The organism is Sphingomonas dokdonensis (assembly GCF_002197685.1).
Taxonomy (GTDB): Bacteria; Pseudomonadota; Alphaproteobacteria; order Sphingomonadales; family Sphingomonadaceae; genus Sphingomonas; species Sphingomonas dokdonensis.
In genome coordinates this window covers 160,160-177,057 of sequence record NZ_NBBI01000002.1, presented here as the reverse complement: position 1 = coordinate 177,057, position 16,898 = coordinate 160,160, and the positions used below count along the sequence as shown (strand labels likewise).

The following is a 16,898-nucleotide window of genomic DNA, read 5'->3' as shown; positions in this document are numbered from 1 at the left end:
CCGGGCACCGTGATGCCGGGCACCGTCATGCCGGGTTCGTCCCGGCATGACGCACGTGTCACGCCGCCGCGCGGCCCTCATCCGCCTGCGCGCGCACGCCCAGCAGGTGGCAGATCGCGAAGCTCAGCTCGGCGCGGTTCAGCGTATAGAAGTGAAACTGCTTCACCCCGCCGGCATATAGCTTGCGGCACAATTCCGCCGCGAGCGTCGCGGAGACCAGCTGCCGCGCAGCGGGGAGGTCATCCAGCCCGTTGAACAGCCGCCCCATCCACGCCGGCACCTCGGTGCCGCACATCGCCGACATGCGCTGGACGGCGGCGAAATTGCTTACCGGCATGACCCCCGGCACGATCTCGGCATCCAGCCCGGCGGCCGCCACCGCATCGCGATAGCGGAAGAATACGTCGGGCGAGAAAAAGAACTGGCTGATCGCGCGCGTCGCGCCCGCATCGATCTTGCGCTTCAGATTGTCGAGATCGGCCACCGCGTCGTTCGAATCGGGGTGACATTCGGGATAGCAGGCGACCGAAATCTCGAACGGGTGCAGCCGGCGCAACCCCTCCACCAGCGCGGCGGCATTCTCGTAACCGCCGGGATGCGCGGCATAGCGCTCGCCCGCGCGCGGCGGATCGCCGCGCAGCGCGACGATGTGGCGCACGCCGGCGGCCCAATATTCCTCGGCCACGGCATCGATCTCGTCGCGGGTCGCCTCGACGCAGGTGAGGTGCGCCGCCGCCGGCACGTTCGTCTCGCGTGCGATCCGCGCCACGGTGGCGTGCGTGCGCTCGCGCGTGGTGCCGCCCGCGCCATAGGTTACCGATACGAAGCGCGGGCCGAGCGGCGCGAGCGTCGCGATCGACTGCCACAAGGTCGCGTCCATCGCTTCGGTCTTGGGCGGGAAGAACTCAAAGCTGACGTCGATGTCACCCGCCACATCGGCGAACAGCGGCGCCTCCAGCGCGTGGCGCGCTTCTTCCAGCTGGTTGATCGAAAGGGTCATGCTGCCTGTGCCTCTTGGAATGTGCCGCGCTGCTGCTTCGGATTGCCGGGCGCCGGTTTGCGTCCCAGCCAGATCTTGACGGTCAGTTCGCCGCCTTCGAGCGTCTCGGTCTGCGCGATCGAAAGCCCGGCGATCTCGAACCAGCCGGCCATCTGCGCATCGGAAAAGCCGAGCCGGGTATGCGCGTCCTGGGCGCGCAGCTCCTCGCGATCGTGCGGCGCGAAATCGGCGATCAGCAGCCGGCCACCGGGCGCCAGCGCGCGCGCCGCCTCGACGATCGCGGCGCCGGGCTGCTGCGCATAATGCAGCACATGGTGGACGATGGCGACATCCGCGCCGCCATCCGCCACCGGCAGCGAATACAGATCGGCCTGACGCAATTCGGCATTGGCGAGCCCACGCTCTCCGATCTTGGCGCGCGCGATGCGCAGCATTTCCGAGCTGCGATCGATGCCCAGCGCGCTGGTGGCGCGCGGTGCGAACAGCTCGATCATTCGCCCGGTGCCAGTGCCGATATCGACCAATCGGCCGAGCGGCGCCTCGCCAAGCAGCCGCCGCATCGCGCCCTCCACTTCGCTTTCGGCGATATGGAGCGAGCGGATCGCGTCCCACTCGCTGGCATGCGCTTCGAACCATTGCGAGGCGGAGGCGGCACGATCGGCGCGCACCGCAGCCAGCCTCGCCGCGTCGGTCGTACCTTCCGCGTCGGCCGTTACGCCGTCCAGCGCGTCGATCGCGGCGAGCACCGGCTCCACCAGCCGGCGCGCGCCGAGCGCCACGAACACCCAGCTGCCTTCCTTTCGCCGCTCGGTCAGGCCGGCATCGCACAGGATCTTCACATGGCGGCTGACGCGCGGCTGGCTTTGCCCCAGCACCAGCGCCAGCTCCCCGACGGACAGCTCCATGGTGCGCAACAGGCGCAGGATGCGAAGACGGGACGAGTCCGCCAGGGCACGAAAGGTTTCCAGCGCTTGGGTCACGCAAATAGATATAAAGATATCTTTATATCTCGTCAAACGAACAGATCAGGATAGTCTGACGATCGGCGACCGTCGGCAATTACGGACCCAAATGGGCCGACGCGACGTTTCAGGCGCGGAACGCCGCGATGCGGCACCGGATATCAAAAGGGAGATAGTTCATGAAATTCCTCGCTACCGCCGCTACGTTTGCGACCGCCGTTGCGCTCAGCGCCTGCAGCCCCAATGCGCAGAACGAGACGTCCGAAGCCGCCGACGCGGTCGGCGCGGACGTCAGCGCAACCACCGAAAACGCGGTGAACGACGTCGATCGCGCGACCGACGAGGCGCTTGGCTCGGCCGAGGCGACGCTCGACAACGCCGGCGATCGGGCCGAGGCAGGTGCGGACCGGGCGGGCGCCGCGATGGAGCGCGGCGCGGACCGCGCGGCCGACGCGACCGGCAACGCGATGATCGACGCTGGCCGCGAGATCCGCCAGTAATGATCCGTCCTGATCGGGGGGCGCGGCTCGCGCTCCCCTTTCTGTTGCTGCTCGCGGCCTGCTCGGCCGAGCCGACCGCGCCCGACGCGCCATCGGCCGATGAGGATCAGCAACTCAACGACGCGGCGGCCATGCTGGACGCCAACAGCGTGTCCCTCGACAATGTGAATGATGGAGCCGTGCAGTGAAGCAGCGCCTTGGTTCGTCCGACTTGCAGATCGCGCCACTGGTGCTGGGCGGCAATGTGTTCGGCTGGACAGCGGACCGCGAGGCGAGCTTCGCCGTGCTCGACGCCTTTGTCGCCGGCGGTGGCACGATGATCGATACCGCCGACGTCTATTCCGCCTGGGTGCCCGGCCACAAAGGCGGCGAGTCCGAAAGCATGATCGGCGAATGGCTGAAAGCATCGGGCAAGCGCGACGACGTGCTGATCGCGACCAAGGTCGGCATGCTGCCCGGCGAGGGCGGCGAGAAGCTGGCGCCCGACCGGATCGAGGCGGCGTGCGAGGCATCGCTCAAGCGGCTCGGCACCGATCGCATCGATTTGTATTTCGCGCATCAGGATGATGAAGACACGCCGCAGGAGGCGGCGCTGGAAGCGTTCGCCAAGCTGGTCGACGCCGGCAAGGTGCGCGTGCTCGGCGCGTCGAACTTCCATGCCGCGCGGCTGAAATCCGCCAATGAAAAGGCGCGCGCTGCCGGCCTGCCCCGCTACGACGCGCTTCAGCCCGAATATAATTTGGTCAGCCGCCACAAGTTCGAGGGCGAGTTGCAGGATTATTGCGTGGAGTGGAACGTCGGTGTGGTGCCCTATTACGGGCTCGCCTCGGGCTTCCTTACCGGCAAATACCGCTCGCGCGACGATCTGTCGAAAAGCGTGCGCGGCGGCCGTATGGGCGACCTGCTGGAAGGCAAGGGCGCGGCGGTGCTGAAGGCGCTCGACAGCGTGGCGGAGGAAACCGGCGCGACACTCGCCCAGATCTCGCTCGCATGGCTGATCGCGCAGGCGGGCGTCACCGCGCCGATCGCCAGCGCCACCAGCGTGAAGCAGATCGAGGAATTGCTGCCGGCGATGACGCTCGACTTGTCGCAGGACCAGCTGGAGCGCCTGAACGAGGCCGGCGCCTGAACCTGTCCACATGCGGGACAGATAGGGCGCCCGATCGGTGCGCCGGTGGTGACCGACGGGCAAAGCTGATAGGGCATTAACCGTGTCATATCAGCCTCGCGCAACCATCCGGGCCTAAGGCAGGATCATGCTTACCCGCAGCCTCGCCATCATCGCCGCGATCGCCGCCCTGATCGGCGCGGTCGCTTTCGTCGCCACGCGCTCGCTGCGCGAAGCGGCGCCGGCACCCGCCGCCCAGGCTGCCGCGCCGGCGAAGGCGGCAGCGCCAACGGCGAGCGAGGCTCCTGAAACGCCAGGCCCCGCCCCGCTCGAAAGCCTCGATCCCGACGCCTATACGATCAAGTCGATCCTGCCGATCGACGGCCCACTAAAGATGGGCGATTATCATTGGGACGAAAGCGCGGCGCCCAAGACGGGCACGCTCGTCGTCACCGTCGATCTCGCCGCGCAGGTGCTCAGCGTCTTCCGCGACGGGCATGAGATCGGCGCCGCCGCGATCCTGTTCGGCGCGGATGCGAAACCGACGCCGCTTGGCGTCTACCCGATCACGCAAAAGGACGCGGATCACGTATCCAACCTCTACGATGCGCCCATGCCCTACATGCTGCGCCTGACCAACGACGGCGTGGCGGTGCACGCGAGCGAAGTGGCCGAGGGTTACATGACGCACGGCTGCATCGGCGTGCCGCTGCCCTTCGCCAAGAAGCTGTTCGACGTGGCGAAGCTGGGCGACAAGGTCATCATCACGCGCGGCGAGACGCTCTCGGTCGGCGAGCCGGTCAAGGCAATCTGAGGCAGTGGGGCTTCCCGCCGCTCAGTCCCCAGCGAAGGTCAGCGCCGAGACTCGCCGCTCGCGCTCGTTGATCGTCAGCGCGCGCCCGGCGGGGGCGGCGGCGCGCTGCGGGCAATCGGCGCGCACGCACTGCCGGCACCCCAAACCGATCGGCATCGCCGCGCCGGCCAGATCAAAGCCGCGCGCGGCCGAAAGCGACCCGGCATGCGCCGCCGCCACCCCGATCCCTACCGCGAACTCGGCCGAGACCAGCCCATAGCGCTGGCCCTGCGGCGTTACCGTGCGCGCCATCGTCAGCCAGCGTTCGCCGTCCTCCAGCTCGACCAGTTGCACCGCCAGATGCCCCGGCCGATCGAACGCGTGATGCAGCTGCCACAGCGGGCAACGCCCCTCCGCCTCGACCAGCGCCGCCCCGCTCGCCCCGGCGAACCGCTTCGATGACTGCCCCGCACGATCGACGCGGATCATGAAAAACGGCAAGCCCCGCGCGCCCACGCGCTGCAGCGTCGTCAGCCGATGCGCGACATGCTCGAACCCCGCACCGAAACGGCGCTGCAACAGCTCGATGTCATAACCCGTCGCCTCGCACGCGCGCAGGAAACGCGCGTAGGGCATCATCACCGCGGCGGCGAAATAGCTGGCGAGATGCCGGCGAAACAGGCGATCCGCCGCGATCTGGCCGAAGGCGGCGCCGGTCACCAGCGCGTCGATCTCGCCGCGCGCCTCGATCAACGCCAGCTGGAACGCGGCGGCAAAGGTGCGGCTGGCGGGATCGAGCAATTCCGAAAGCTGAAGCTGGCGCGCATGAAGGTCCAGCCGCCGCAGCACGTCGGGCAGCACGTCGACCGGCAGCACGCGGATCGCGATGCTGTGCTTCACGCGCAGCCGTTCGCTGATCGCACCGTACAGGTCGCCCGCGCCCAGCCTTAATTCGTCCGCCAGCGCTTCCGCCGCCGCGTCCAGATCGGGGAAATGGTTGCGCCACCGCCCGATCTCGCGCCGCACCAGCGCGACCGGATCGTCGCTCGGCGCCGCCGTCGCCGCCCCCTGTCCCATCCGGTCGAAGGCGCGCGCGAACGCCTCCGCCCCGCCGGGCGCGGCGGCAAGCCATTCCTCCAGCTCGTTGCGGTCAATCTCCAGGTCGGCGAACATCGGGTCCGCCAGTCGCCGCCGCATCGCGTCGCGCCCGCCGCCCGGTTCGGCCGCGGTCAGCGCGCGCGGGTCGAAGTCGAACGTCTCGGCCAGCTTCACCAGCAACGTCGCCGACACCGGGCGCTGGTTGCGCTCGACCAGATTGAGGTAGCTCGGGCTGATCCCCAGCATCTCGGCCATCGCCGCCTGGCTCAGTGCCTGCTGCCGGCGCAGCCGCCGCACCACATGCCCTGCCATCAACTTGCGCTCTGCCATCCCGCCACGCTGACGATGCCGACCGCGCCTGTCAATTCTTTACAGCTTTACAGTAGCGAACGCCTGGTTGCCCGACCCATTTACACCGAATCACCTCGGAGCCGCGTTGTGAATTTGTGTCAGATGCTGTTCTTACGATCTCAGTTGTAAGCATTCACACAGGAGGAACGACCATGGACGCTACCCCGCAGCGCAGCCGCGCCGTTTTCTCGACCGAGGACTTCGGCCTCATGAAGGAAGCCATCGGCGAGCATATCAAGAAGATCGCCGACGATCCCCGCTCTGCCAAATTCTCGAACCTGTACCACCGCCTCGGCCGCCTCGGCTGATCCAACCCGCCTGATCGACCCAGACTGCGGGATCGGTCCCGCGTGCCACCATCCGCGACAGGAACAATCATGACCTACCAGGAACAGACCAGTCAGATCGGCCAGCTCGTTGCCAGCTACAATGGCACGTGGGACGGGATTGACGCTGAATCCGTGGCGCGGATGCGGCTGCAGAACCGGTTCCGCACCGGGCTCGACATCGCGCGCTACACCGCGGGCATCATGCGCCGCGACATGGCCGCTTACGATGCGAATCCGGCCGAATACACCCAGTCGCTGGGCTGCTGGCACGGCTTCATCGGGCAGCAGAAGCTCATCTCGATCAAGAAGCATTTCGGCACCACCAAGGGGCGGTACCTGTACCTCTCCGGCTGGATGGTCGCGGCGCTGCGCAGCGAGTTCGGCCCGCTGCCCGATCAGTCGATGCACGAGAAGACGAGCGTGCCGGCGCTGATCGAGGAGCTTTACACCTTCCTGAAGCAGGCCGATGCGCGCGAACTGGGCATGATGTTCCGCGATCTCGATCATGCGCGGGAAAGCGGCAACGAGATCGAGGCGCAGCGGCTGACGCAGGCGATCGACAATTACGAGACGCACGTCGTGCCGATCATCGCCGACATCGACGCCGGCTTCGGCAATGCCGAGGCGACGTATCTGCTGGCCAAGAAGATGATCGAGGCGGGCGCCTGCGCGCTCCAGATCGAGAACCAGGTGTCGGACGAAAAGCAGTGCGGCCACCAGGACGGCAAGGTCACCGTGCCGCATGAGGACTTCCTCGCGAAGGTCCGCGCTTGTCGCTACGCCTTCCTCGAACTGGGCGTCGATGACGGCATCATCGTGACGCGCACCGACTCGCTCGGCGCCGGTCTCACCAAGCAGATCGCGTTCTCCAAGGAGAAGGGCGACATCGGTGACCAGTACAACGCCTTCCTCGATTGCGAGGAAGTGACCGACCTGTCGACCCTGCGCGGCGACGTGGTGATCGAGCGCGACGGCAAGCTGATGCGCCCGAAGCGCCTGCCGTCGAACCTGTTCCAGTTCCGCGAAGGGACCGGTGCCGACCGCTGCGTGCTCGATTGCATCACCAGCCTGCAGAACGGCGCCGACCTGTTGTGGATCGAGACGGAAAAGCCGCACATCGAACAGATCGCGTCGATGGTAGACCGCATCCGCGAAGTCGTCCCCAACGCCAAGCTGGTGTATAACAACAGCCCGAGCTTCAACTGGACGCTGAACTTCCGCCAGCAGGTGTTCGACGCCTGGGTCGAGGCCGGCAAGGACGTGTCCGCCTATGACCGCGCGAAGCTGATGAGCGTCGACTATGACGACACCGATCTGGCGGCAGAAGCCGACGAGCGGATCCGCACCTTCCAGAAGGATGCGGCAGCGCGGGCCGGCATCTTCCACCACCTCATCACGCTGCCGACCTATCACACCGCGGCGCTGTCGACCGACAATCTCGCCAAGGAATATTTCGGCGAGGCGGGCATGCTCGGCTACGTCAAGGGCGTGCAGCGCAAGGAGATCCGCGAAGGGATCGCCTGCGTGAAGCACCAGAACATGTCGGGCAGCGACATCGGCGACGATCACAAGGAATATTTCGCCGGCGAGGCCGCGCTGAAGGCCGGCGGCGCCCACAACACGATGAACCAGTTCGCGGCGTAGCGCGGGCAAGGGCAGCCCAGCTGCCCTAACCTCGCGCACGCCCGGCCGGCGGCGCTCCTAGAGCGCCGTCCGACGACGCGGCTCCGCCGCGGCGCCACCCGGCCACCCACTTCGGCCAATCGGCCACCAAGTTCCTGGGGAGGAAGGATGCCCGTCGGTGCCAGTCACCGGCGGGTATTTCCATGCACCCCCGCCAAATCAACGGCTTGAGCCATCCACCGCACAGTGACACAACCAGCGCCATGACGCGTTTTGTCGCCACCCTCGCCGCGCTGCTGCTGTCGCTCGCCGCGCTGCCCGCCCATGCGGCGGTGACGATCACGTTCTGGAGCCACGAGTTCGGCAACCACTTCCCGCATGCGTTCTTCACGCTGCGCGGCACGCCCGATGCGGGTGGCGCGCCGGTGGACCTCAACTACGGCTTCACGCCCAAGGCGATCACGCCCGCCATCCTGTTCGGCCCGGTGAAGGGGCGGATCGACATCGCCAAGCGCGGCTATATGGACGGCAGCGACGCGCAATTCTCACTGACGCTCACCGACGCGCAATATGCGAGCATTCTGCGACTGGTCGACGAATGGGACGAGACCAAGGGCGACAACACCTATCGCATGAACAGCCGCAATTGCGTGCATTTCACGCAGGAGGCCGCGCGCCGCGCGGGGCTGGTGCAGGTCGACTTCCCCGACCTCATGAAGAAGCCGCGCTCGTATCTGAAGGCCGTGGCGGCGGCCAATGCGGCGCAGGTCACCGTAGTCGATCGCCACGGCAAGGAATATCTCGCCGCGCTGGAGGCGGAGGCCGCAACCCCGCAGCCAGCATCGCCGCCGCCCGCCATGATCGCCCCCGCGACGCTGGAGGCGGTGCGCTAGGCGAGGCCGCTCCCGCTACGAAGCCGCCGGTACCAGCTCGATCACGTCCACCAGTGACTCAAACGCCGGCAGCGGCAGCACCAGCCGCCATTGCCGCTCCCCCACCCGATCGACAAAGCCGGCGAGGTCGCGGCTCTGATCGCGGCCGTACGCGATCGGGCGCGTCTCGTCGCCCAGCATCAGCGTGCCGAGGAACACCGGGCGCCCCGCCGGATCGGGGAAGATCCGCCCGACCGGCCGCTGCGATCCAGTGATCTTCTCCAGCCGCAGCAGCGCGCCATCGCGCGCGATCCGGCAGGTGAAATATTGATAGGCGACATAGTTCAGCCCGCCGGCACCCTTTGCACCCAGTTTGAACACGCGGCAGCGGTAGTCGCCTGGCGGCGGCAGCGGATCGGGCAGCCGGGTGTCGGGCAGCAGCAGCGCGCCTTGCGCGGCGATCGCCTGCGCCGCGCCGCTCGCCCGCGCACGCGCCAGCGCATCGACCCAGCTGTCGCGCCAGGCGCGCAGCCGCTCACGATCGGCCGGCGTGGCGATCGCGCGCCAGCTGCTTGCCGGCGCTTGCTCCGCTTCACGTCGCCCCGCCTCGGCGGCCGGCGGTGATTTGCGTCCGCCACAACCTCCCAGCGTCGCCGCCAGCGTCAATGCGATCAGCACCTGCCTCATGCGGACGACCCTTTTCTTTCGCACCGGAGCTAGCCGGTGATCAGGCGGTGGTCCAGCCGCCGTCCATCGAAAGGTTGGCGCCCGTCACCGACGCCGCCTCGTCGCGGCACAGGAACAGCGCAAAGGCCGCAACCTGTTCGGGCGTCACGAATTCCTTGGTCGGCTGCGCGGCGAGCAGCACATCGTTGACCACCTGCTCACGTGTCAGCCCGCGCGCCGCCATCGTGTCGGGGATCTGGTTCTCGACCAGCCCGGTCCAGACGTAGCCGGGCGAGATGCAGTTCACCGTGATCCCGTCGGTCGCGGTTTCCAGCGCCACCGTCTTGGTCAGCCCGACCACGCCGTGCTTGGCCGCGACATACGCCGATTTGTTGGGGCTGGCGACCAGGCTGTGCGCCGAGGCGGTGGAGATGATTCGCCCCCAGCCGGCCTTGCGCATCAGCGGCACGGCGGCACGCATGACGTGAAACGCGCTCGTCAGGTTGATCGCGATGATCGCATCCCATTTGTCGATCGGGAAATCGGCCACCGGCGCGACATGCTGAATACCGGCATTGTTGATGACGATGTCGGGCCCGCCAAGCTCCTCATGGCAGCGCGCGACCATCGCCGCGATCGTTTCCGGCTTGGTCATGTCCGCGCCATCATGCAGCGCCGCCGCGCCGCTCGCCGCCGACAGATCGGCGCATTGCCGCGCGATCGCGTCGTCGTCACCGAAGCCGTTGATCATCACCGCCGCGCCCGCGCCCGCCAGCGCCTTCGCATAAGCCGCGCCGATGCCCGAGGTGGAGCCCGTCACCAGCGCCGTCTTGCCCTTCAGAAACATGCCGCTCTCCCGTCTGCCGTCACGCCGTCCGCGCTGCCGCGCTGCCGCGCCACCATTGCCGCGCGCGCCCGCCCGATCAACCCGCCGGCGCGTGCAACCGCTACTCGGCTTCGCGCATTCATGCCGGAACAGTAACAAAGGGGCTTCCGCGATGCGGCTCGACGATTTCGACAACGACATCAACGTCGAGGATCAACGGGGGCAAAGTTTCGGCGGCGGCGGGGGTGGCGGGCTGCTGCTCGGGCTGTTGCCAATGATCGGCAGCCGCTTCGGCTGCGGCGGCATCGTCGTCGTGCTGCTGATCTTTGCGGTGTTCGGCGGGCTCGGCAATCTTGGCGGACTGCTCGGCGGCGGCGGCAGCGCGCCCTCGACACAGGTCAGCCGGAACGATGCCGGCAGCACGGGCAGCGGCGCGGCGGCGTCCTGTTCGGTCGATGCGGCGACGCGCTCGACGTGCAACGCCTTCTCCTCGGCGGAAAACACGTGGGAGCGGCTGTTCGCGCAGTCGGGCGAACGGTTTCAGGCGCCCAAGCTGGTGTTCTACGGCGGCCAGGGCATGTCGGGCTGCGGCGCGGCGGCGTCCGCCATGGGTCCGTTCTACTGCCCTTCGGATCAGGGCATCTATATCGACACCAGCTTCTTCCAGGAACTGGAGCAGCGCTTCCGCGCCGCCGGCGATTTCGCCCAATATTACGTCGTGGCGCATGAATTCGGCCACCACATCCAGACGCTGACCGGCGCCTCGCAGCAGGTCCGCCAGGCGCAGCAGCGCGCCAGCCGCGCCGAAGGCAATGCGCTGTCGGTTCGGCTCGAACTGCAGGCGGATTGCTATGCCGGCGTCTGGGCGGCGCAGAACCGCAACCGGCTGGAGCCCGGCGACATCGAGGAAGGAATGCGCGCCGCGCAGGCGATCGGCGACGATACCTTGCAGCGCGAGGCGCAGGGCCGCGTGGTGCCCGAAAGCTTCACCCACGGCACCTCGGCGCAGCGCCAGGCGTGGCTGCGCCGCGGGCTGGAAAGCGGCGACCCGGCGGTATGCGATACGTTCAGCGGTGCGATCTGATCACACCGAAAGCGGGGCAACGATCTGAAGGACAGGGGGCGTTGCCGCATCATCGGCAACGCCCCCTCTTTTGCGGTCAGACGCGGACCAGCATCTTGCCCTTGTTGGCGCCGGTGAACAGGCCAAGGAACGCGTCGGGCGCCTTCTCCAACCCGTCGAAGATCGTCTCCTCGCGCTTCAGCGTGCCGTCCTTCAGCCACTGGCCCATGTCGGCATAGAAATCCGCCACGCGCGCCATGTGATCGCCGACCAGGAAGCCCTTGATCGTCACGCGCGCGCCGATCACCTTGGCGAGATACTTCAGCGCCTGCGGCTGCCCTTCGTTGTAGATGTCGATCATGCCGCAGATCGCGAAGCGCGCGTGCATCCGGCACGCAAGCAGCGCGGCATCGAGGTGATCGCCGCCGACATTGTCGAAATACACGTCGATGCCGTCGGGCGCCGCCTTGGCCAGCGCCTGCACCACGTCGCCGGCCTTATAATCGATCACGTCGTCGGCGCCGAGCGACTTCACCCAGTCGCACTTGTCCGCGCCGCCGGCCGAGCCGATCACCGTCATCCCCTTCGCCTTGGCGATCTGCACCACCGTTGATCCGACCGCGCCGGCGGCGGCGGAAACGAACACCGTCTCGCCCGCCTTCGCCTCGGCGACGTCGAGCAGCCCGAAATACGCGGTCATGCCGGGCATGCCGAACTGCCCGAGGAACGCCTCATCCGGCACGTCCATCGACGGCAGCTTTTGCGCCTGGCTGGCCGACAGCACGGCTTCGTCGCGCCAGCCCATCATGTGCTGCACCTTGGTGCCGACCGGCACGTCAGCCGCGCGGCTTTCGATCACCTCGCCGATCGCGCCGCCCTGCATCGGCTCGCCCAGCGCGAACGGCGGCACATAGCTTTTCACGTCGTTCATCCGCCCGCGCATGTACGGATCGACCGACAGGAAGCGGTTGGCGACGCGGATCTGATTGTCTTCCAGCGTGGCGGACGGCTGGTCGACCAGCGCGAAATTGTCGGCCGTCGGCATGCCCTTCGGGCGCGATTTCAGGGTCCAGGCGCGTGGCATCATTCTCTCCCGTGTTGTTCGGTTTGCGCCACCATGCCCCAGCACCCGCTCCAACGCAAAGAGCCCGGGCGACACGCCCGGGCTCCCCGCTCGCCTGGCCGCAGAGGGAAACGGCCGGCGATTGGCTCGGCTCGATCAATAGGTGCCCGAGAAGCTCCGATCGAGATTGGTGCGATCGCCCGACGTGGTCTGACCTGACTGACCGCTCTGGGTCGTCCGGCTGCCGTCGCGATCGGCCGTCTTGTCACCATAGTTGAACATGGCGCTGCTGTTTTCCTCGTCGCGCCAATGCTTCTTGGCTTGGTCGGCGGTCTTGGACAGCGTCACGTTGGTGTCGACGCTGCTGATCCAGCTCGACGGGATCGAATGGTGGTGGCCATCGGCATCCTTGTCGTTCTTGGTCAGCAGGATACGATCGCCGCGCACCTTGTCGACGGTGCCGACATGCGAGCCGTCGGAGCCGACGACGTCCATATGCTCCGTCACCTTGTTCAGCGAATCGCGCTGCGTCTGACGGTTGGAGCGCCAGGACGAGAATTCATTCTCGAACTTGCCACGGTTTTCGTTGCGATATTCGGCATAGTCACGGTCGAGCGCCGCAATCTGCGACCGGCGCCACGAGCCGTAGTCGGAATCGCGATCGTGCCCGTACTGGTTGCCGTAATCGCGCTCGTCATAGCGCATGTCGGCCTCGCGGCGGCGCTCCGCCTCGTCGTCGCCGAACCACGAGCGGACCTCGTCGCCGGCCCGGGCGAAGAAACCGCGATCCTCATAGTCATAGCCCTGCGGCATGCCGCGATAGCCGCCGCGCTGGCGATTGCCGCCACCCATCCGGTCGCCACCCATCCGGTCGCCGCCCATGCGCTCACCACCCATGCGCTGACGCTGCCCGCCGAACTCGCGATCGCGATACCGGTCGTTGTTGTCGAAGCGGCGCCCACCGCCACCATAGCCACCGCCGTAGCCACCGCGATTGTCATCGCCATAGCCGCCGCGGCCATATTGGTCGCCGCCCGATTGGCCATAGAACTGGCTGCTGCCGCCACGATCGCCCCAGTCGCGCGTGTCGTTGTCGCGATCGTTCCAGCCGCCGCGGCCACCGCCGCGCCCGCCATAACCGCCGCCCGCACCATAGCCACGGCCGCGATCGTTGCGCTCGCCGTAAGGCACGAAATTTTCGGTGTAATCGCGATCGTCGTCACGCTGCGACCCGCGCTGGCGACCGCCATCGAAGGCGCCGGCCGCGCTGTAATCACGCGCGCTGGAATAGCTGTAGTCCCGGCCCGACCCGTAGTCGCGGCCAAAATCCTGGGGGTCGCGGCGGCCGTTGTAATCGCCACGTGGATAGCGTTCGTAGCCCATGTCCCGTCTCCTTCCGTCTGCGGACGGCGCCGGGCTCTGGCGCCCGATCGCCATGCCCGATTCAAGCGACGACAAGGGCTTATGTTCCGATCGGATTTACCACTTTCGGCCAAGTGCAGCGGGCCATCGGTGAGTTGCATCGGGCGGCCGGGCACTACCGAAGAGAAGCCGTTGCATCGCCGTACAACGCAAGCTAAGGGCGACGCTCCCGGCTGCGCCGGGATCCGGGCGGGGCCGTAGCTCAGATGGGAGAGCGCTGCAATCGCACTGCAGAGGTCAGGGGTTCGATTCCCCTCGGCTCCACCACCCCGCCACCTGGAAAATCGGTTCACAACCTGGGCGGCTGCCGCCTGTGCCGTATCGCTTTCCGGCCCCAGAGGGTTGTCGCGCGGTGACGGCGCTCACCCCCATCTTCAGCGACCAGCTCTCCTTGGCCTGTCGTCACCCGACTGCGCCGATCTCACCCAGGTTCGCCTCTGGTATTTCGAGAACCATCTCGATGCTTACGAAAGGGTCCAGTTGCTCGACACGCTCGGCATGAGCCAGTTCGGAGACGGCGGGCTTGGGTCCAAACCCTTTATCCCATTGGCGCGTATTCGAGACCTGCGACGACCCGATACGCGCGCGCAGGCCGATGGCTTTCTCACGACGCTCGATGCTGCCGGTGGCTACCATTGGCAGTCACCACCCGCCCCAAAGTCCGTCCCGCCCCAGCCTGCCCGTGATGCGGCTTCGCCAACGGCCGGCGCGGCCAGGCACCTGAATCGCTGCCCCCTGATCCGCGACAAATGAACCGTTTTCGTTACAAACTGTTTCTCGGATGATACTGCGACCCGGAGAAATGTCATGGCCCCGCCTTTCGCCCGCGGCGACACGATCATCGGCCACGGCTCCGGGGGACGAAGCATCGCCGCAATGATCGTCGGCGGGCTCCTCGCGCTGATCGGGGTCGTGCTTGCGGGCGGGGGCATCTGGCTCGCCGCCGTTGGTGGCTCGCTTTATTATGCCATCACCGGTGTCGCCATGATCGCGGCGGGCTGGCTGCTGTTCCGCCAGCACGTGCTTGGCGCCTGGCTTTACGCCGCCGTCGTCGCCCTCACCGTGATCTGGGCCTTCTGGGAAGTCGGCACCAACGGCTGGGCGCTTGTGCCGCGGATCGTCGCGCCGATCGTGCTGCTTATCGCCGTGCTGCTGGTGGTGCCGCTGCTCTCCACCGCGCATCGCTGGCGCACCTCACTGATCGCGATTGCCGCCGTGATCGGCGTCACCGCGCTCACCTTTGTTGTGCTGGGCCAAATCAATCGCTCGCCGGTGCTCATGGCGCTGCCCGCACCGGGCGGCGCCATGGCCGATCCGGCGCAGATGCAGGCGGGGGCGGACTGGCCGGCCTATGGCGGCTCGTACAGCGCGCGGCGTTTTTCGCCGCTGGGCCAAATCACGCCCGCCAACGTCGGCAAGCTGGAACGGGCGTGGATGTTCCACACCGGCGACCTGCCGTCGCAGGCGGCGAAGGGCACGTACGGCGCGGAGAACACGCCGCTGAAGATCGGCGACACGCTTTATGTGTGTACGCCCAAATCCATGGTGATCGCGCTTGACCCCGCCACGGGGCGGCAGCGCTGGCGGTTCGATCCGCAGGTGCCCGACACCGCCATCCCCTACACCGCTGCCTGTCGCGGGGTCAGCTATTATGCCGTGCCCGGTGCGGATGCGGCGCAGGCCTGCGCCACACGGATCATCTGGGGCACCCTCGACGCCCGCATCTTCGCGATCGACGCGCGGACCGGCCGGCTGTGCCAGGACTTCGGCAGCAACGGCCGTGTCGATGCAAAGATCGGCATGGGCGAAACACCCGATGGCTATGTCTCGATCAACTCGCCGCCCACCATCGTGCGCGGCGTGGTCGTCACCGGCCATCAGGTGCTCGACGGGCAGAATCGCTGGGCGCCGTCGGGCGTCATTCAGGGGTTCGACGCCGTCACCGGCCGGCTGCGCTGGGCGTGGGACATGATGCACCCCGATTGGAACGGCTACCCCCCCGCCGGGCAGACCTGGGCGCGCGGCACCCCCAATATGTGGACGATCGCCAGCGGCGATGAGCAGCTTGGCCTTGTCTATCTGCCGATGGGCAATGCCTCGGCCGATTATTACAGCGCCTCGCGCCGCCCGCCGGAAAACAAGTTTGCCACCTCGCTCGTCGCGCTGGACGTCACCACGGGCAAACCGCGCTGGCGCTTTCAGGCGGTGAAAAAGGACGTGTGGGATTACGATTTCGGCGCCCAGGCAAGCCTGGTCGATTATCGTGGCACGCCCGCCTTGGTCCTGCCGAGCAAACAAGGCGACATCTACGTGCTCGATCGCCGCACCGGCCGGCCGCTCACTCCGATCGGCACGATCAAGGCGCCCGGCGGCGGCGTCGAGCCGCAGGAGCGCGCGCCGACGCAGATCGTCTCGACCTGGCAAACGCTGCGCAAGCCGCCGCTAACCGAGCGGGACATGTGGGGCATGTCGCCAATCGATCAGATGATCTGCCGCATCCAGTTCCGCAAGGCGAGCTACAAGGGCTTCTTCACCCCGCCAGAGGCGGATCGGCGTTCGGTCACCTATCCTGGCTACAATGGCGGCACCGATTGGGGCGGCGTTGCGATCGATCCGCAACGCGGCGTGATCGTCGCCAATTACAACGACATGCCCAATTACACCCGGCTCGTGCCGCGTGCGGTCGCCAACAAGCGCGGCTGGGCGCCGCGCGATCAGGCTCGCGGCAGCATCGGCGGCGCGGAAGGTGCGGGCGATCCGCAGGCCAATACGCCTTATGCGGTTGACGTGAATGCCGGCTGGCGCATGAAATTCACCGGCATGCTGTGTAAGCAGCCGCCCTATGGCGGCATCCGCGCCATCGACATGGCGACCGGCAAGACGATCTGGGATCGCCCCTTCGGCACAGCACGCACGAACGGCCCGTTCGGCATCCCTTCCATGCTGCCGCTGACGATCGGCACGCCCAATAACGGCGGCTCGGTGGTAACGGCCAGCGGCCTCATCTTCATCGCCGCCGCCACCGACAATCTGATCCGCGCGATTGATCTCGCGACCGGCGAGACTTTGTGGACCAAGACGCTGCCGGGCGGCGGACAGGCGACCCCGATGGTCTATGAAGCCAACGGGCGTGAATATCTCGTGATCTACGCCGGCGGCCACCACTTCATGGAGACGCCCGTCAGCGATCAGGTGATCGCTTACGCCCTCCCGGCCGGCTGA

The 16,898-nt window shown here is 67.2% G+C and carries 17 protein-coding genes and 1 tRNA gene; 10 read left to right on the top strand and 8 right to left on the bottom strand.

The features are described 5' to 3' along the window. Window positions 1-58: 58 nt before the first annotated feature. Both metF and SPDO_RS05730 read right to left on the bottom strand, forming a co-directional pair. Entirely contained in the window at window positions 59-1,000 is a 942-nt protein-coding gene (gene metF, locus SPDO_RS05735; protein WP_088366529.1) for a methylenetetrahydrofolate reductase [NAD(P)H], read from the bottom strand. After that, window positions 997-1,980 (bottom strand): ArsR/SmtB family transcription factor, encoded by a 984-nt coding sequence (locus SPDO_RS05730; protein ID WP_088366528.1) that lies wholly within the window; start codon window positions 1,978-1,980, stop codon window positions 997-999. The genes metF and SPDO_RS05730 overlap by 4 nt, the downstream gene beginning before the upstream one ends. A 161-nt stretch (window positions 1,981-2,141) precedes the next feature. Between SPDO_RS05730 and SPDO_RS05725 the strand changes: the two genes are divergently transcribed. The 4 genes from SPDO_RS05725 (at window position 2,142) to SPDO_RS05710 (ending at window position 4,384) form a co-directional block, all read left to right on the top strand. Then, window positions 2,142-2,462, top strand: a complete 321-nt coding sequence (locus tag SPDO_RS05725; protein ID WP_088366527.1) for a hypothetical protein — start codon at window positions 2,142-2,144, stop codon at window positions 2,460-2,462. Then, the gene (locus tag SPDO_RS05720) at window positions 2,462-2,650 is read left to right on the top strand and encodes a hypothetical protein (protein ID WP_088366526.1); all 189 of its coding nucleotides are present in this window, start codon (window positions 2,462-2,464) and stop codon (window positions 2,648-2,650) included. Before SPDO_RS05725 ends, SPDO_RS05720 begins: the two co-directional genes overlap by 1 nt. Beyond that, window positions 2,647-3,591, top strand: a complete 945-nt coding sequence (locus tag SPDO_RS05715) for an aldo/keto reductase (protein WP_088366525.1) — start codon at window positions 2,647-2,649, stop codon at window positions 3,589-3,591. The genes SPDO_RS05720 and SPDO_RS05715 overlap by 4 nt, the downstream gene beginning before the upstream one ends. 127 nt (window positions 3,592-3,718) lie before the next feature. Beyond that, window positions 3,719-4,384, top strand: coding sequence for a L,D-transpeptidase family protein (locus SPDO_RS05710; RefSeq protein WP_088366524.1), 666 nt, complete (start codon window positions 3,719-3,721; stop codon window positions 4,382-4,384). Window positions 4,385-4,405: 21 nt separating this feature from the next. On the opposite strand, the gene SPDO_RS05705 is transcribed toward SPDO_RS05710, so the two are convergent. Further along, window positions 4,406-5,791 carry a helix-turn-helix domain-containing protein gene (locus SPDO_RS05705; RefSeq protein ID WP_088366523.1) on the bottom strand — a complete coding sequence of 462 codons (1,386 nt, stop codon included), beginning with the start codon at window positions 5,789-5,791 and terminating at the stop codon, window positions 4,406-4,408. Between the two features lie 173 nt (window positions 5,792-5,964). Between SPDO_RS05705 and SPDO_RS16925 the strand changes: the two genes are divergently transcribed. The 3 genes from SPDO_RS16925 (at window position 5,965) to SPDO_RS05695 (ending at window position 8,657) form a co-directional block, all read left to right on the top strand. Further along, complete coding sequence (locus tag SPDO_RS16925) at window positions 5,965-6,120, top strand: hypothetical protein (RefSeq protein ID WP_169716238.1); 156 nt, start codon at window positions 5,965-5,967, stop codon at window positions 6,118-6,120. A 69-nt stretch (window positions 6,121-6,189) separates the two neighbouring features. Further along, window positions 6,190-7,785, top strand: coding sequence for an isocitrate lyase (locus SPDO_RS05700; RefSeq protein ID WP_088366522.1), 1,596 nt, complete (start codon window positions 6,190-6,192; stop codon window positions 7,783-7,785). Window positions 7,786-8,027: 242 nt separating this feature from the next. Next, a complete protein-coding gene (locus SPDO_RS05695) occupies window positions 8,028-8,657 on the top strand; it encodes a hypothetical protein (protein WP_211280007.1) in 630 nt (209 codons plus the stop codon). 15 nt (window positions 8,658-8,672) lie between these two features. Here SPDO_RS05695 and SPDO_RS05690 read toward each other — a convergent pair whose 3' ends face one another. Further along, window positions 8,673-9,323, bottom strand: coding sequence for a DUF4893 domain-containing protein (locus SPDO_RS05690; RefSeq protein ID WP_088366521.1), 651 nt, complete (start codon window positions 9,321-9,323; stop codon window positions 8,673-8,675). A gap of 40 nt (window positions 9,324-9,363) precedes the next feature. Continuing rightward, a complete protein-coding gene (locus SPDO_RS05685; protein ID WP_088366520.1) occupies window positions 9,364-10,149 on the bottom strand; it encodes a 3-hydroxybutyrate dehydrogenase in 786 nt (261 codons plus the stop codon). A gap of 151 nt (window positions 10,150-10,300) precedes the next feature. Here SPDO_RS05685 and ypfJ point away from each other — a divergent pair, with 151 nt between their 5' ends. Then, window positions 10,301-11,212 carry a KPN_02809 family neutral zinc metallopeptidase gene (ypfJ, locus tag SPDO_RS05680; RefSeq protein WP_088366519.1) on the top strand — a complete coding sequence of 304 codons (912 nt, stop codon included), beginning with the start codon at window positions 10,301-10,303 and terminating at the stop codon, window positions 11,210-11,212. A gap of 76 nt (window positions 11,213-11,288) precedes the next feature. On the opposite strand, the gene SPDO_RS05675 is transcribed toward ypfJ, so the two are convergent. After that, on the bottom strand, window positions 11,289-12,275 hold the full coding sequence (locus SPDO_RS05675) for an NADP-dependent oxidoreductase (protein ID WP_211280020.1): 987 nt from the start codon (window positions 12,273-12,275) through the stop codon (window positions 11,289-11,291). A 135-nt stretch (window positions 12,276-12,410) separates the two neighbouring features. Further along, on the bottom strand, window positions 12,411-13,637 hold the full coding sequence (locus SPDO_RS05670) for a DUF2171 domain-containing protein (protein WP_088366517.1): 1,227 nt from the start codon (window positions 13,635-13,637) through the stop codon (window positions 12,411-12,413). Between the two features lie 230 nt (window positions 13,638-13,867). On the opposite strand from SPDO_RS05670, the gene SPDO_RS05665 reads away from it, so the two are divergent. Then, window positions 13,868-13,943, top strand: a tRNA-Ala gene (locus SPDO_RS05665). Window positions 13,944-14,078: 135 nt separating this feature from the next. Here the strand turns inward: SPDO_RS05665 and SPDO_RS17360 are convergent. Next, a complete protein-coding gene (locus SPDO_RS17360; RefSeq protein WP_158212153.1) occupies window positions 14,079-14,312 on the bottom strand; it encodes a hypothetical protein in 234 nt (77 codons plus the stop codon). A gap of 171 nt (window positions 14,313-14,483) precedes the next feature. On the opposite strand from SPDO_RS17360, the gene SPDO_RS05655 reads away from it, so the two are divergent. Next, the gene (locus tag SPDO_RS05655) at window positions 14,484-16,898 is read left to right on the top strand and encodes a membrane-bound PQQ-dependent dehydrogenase, glucose/quinate/shikimate family (RefSeq protein WP_088366515.1); all 2,415 of its coding nucleotides are present in this window, start codon (window positions 14,484-14,486) and stop codon (window positions 16,896-16,898) included.

What these genes read in the sequence shown, in the direction of transcription:
- SPDO_RS05690 (WP_088366521.1), bottom strand. Translation starts at nt 9,323, where the DNA reads ATGAGGCAGGTGCTGATCGCATTGACGCTGGCGGCGACGCTGGGAGGT.
- SPDO_RS17360 (WP_158212153.1), bottom strand. Translation starts at nt 14,312, where the DNA reads ATGGTAGCCACCGGCAGCATCGAGCGTCGTGAGAAAGCCATCGGCCTG.
- metF (WP_088366529.1), bottom strand. Translation starts at nt 1,000, where the DNA reads ATGACCCTTTCGATCAACCAGCTGGAAGAAGCGCGCCACGCGCTGGAG.
- SPDO_RS05700 (WP_088366522.1), top strand. Translation starts at nt 6,190, where the DNA reads ATGACCTACCAGGAACAGACCAGTCAGATCGGCCAGCTCGTTGCCAGC.
- SPDO_RS05685 (WP_088366520.1), bottom strand. Translation starts at nt 10,149, where the DNA reads ATGTTTCTGAAGGGCAAGACGGCGCTGGTGACGGGCTCCACCTCGGGC.
- SPDO_RS05655 (WP_088366515.1), top strand. Translation starts at nt 14,484, where the DNA reads ATGGCCCCGCCTTTCGCCCGCGGCGACACGATCATCGGCCACGGCTCC.
- SPDO_RS05705 (WP_088366523.1), bottom strand. Translation starts at nt 5,791, where the DNA reads ATGGCAGAGCGCAAGTTGATGGCAGGGCATGTGGTGCGGCGGCTGCGC.
- SPDO_RS05675 (WP_211280020.1), bottom strand. Translation starts at nt 12,275, where the DNA reads ATGCCACGCGCCTGGACCCTGAAATCGCGCCCGAAGGGCATGCCGACG.
- ypfJ (WP_088366519.1), top strand. Translation starts at nt 10,301, where the DNA reads ATGCGGCTCGACGATTTCGACAACGACATCAACGTCGAGGATCAACGG.
- SPDO_RS05720 (WP_088366526.1), top strand. Translation starts at nt 2,462, where the DNA reads ATGATCCGTCCTGATCGGGGGGCGCGGCTCGCGCTCCCCTTTCTGTTG.
- SPDO_RS05725 (WP_088366527.1), top strand. Translation starts at nt 2,142, where the DNA reads ATGAAATTCCTCGCTACCGCCGCTACGTTTGCGACCGCCGTTGCGCTC.
- SPDO_RS05695 (WP_211280007.1), top strand. Translation starts at nt 8,028, where the DNA reads ATGACGCGTTTTGTCGCCACCCTCGCCGCGCTGCTGCTGTCGCTCGCC.
- SPDO_RS16925 (WP_169716238.1), top strand. Translation starts at nt 5,965, where the DNA reads ATGGACGCTACCCCGCAGCGCAGCCGCGCCGTTTTCTCGACCGAGGAC.
- SPDO_RS05670 (WP_088366517.1), bottom strand. Translation starts at nt 13,637, where the DNA reads ATGGGCTACGAACGCTATCCACGTGGCGATTACAACGGCCGCCGCGAC.
- SPDO_RS05710 (WP_088366524.1), top strand. Translation starts at nt 3,719, where the DNA reads ATGCTTACCCGCAGCCTCGCCATCATCGCCGCGATCGCCGCCCTGATC.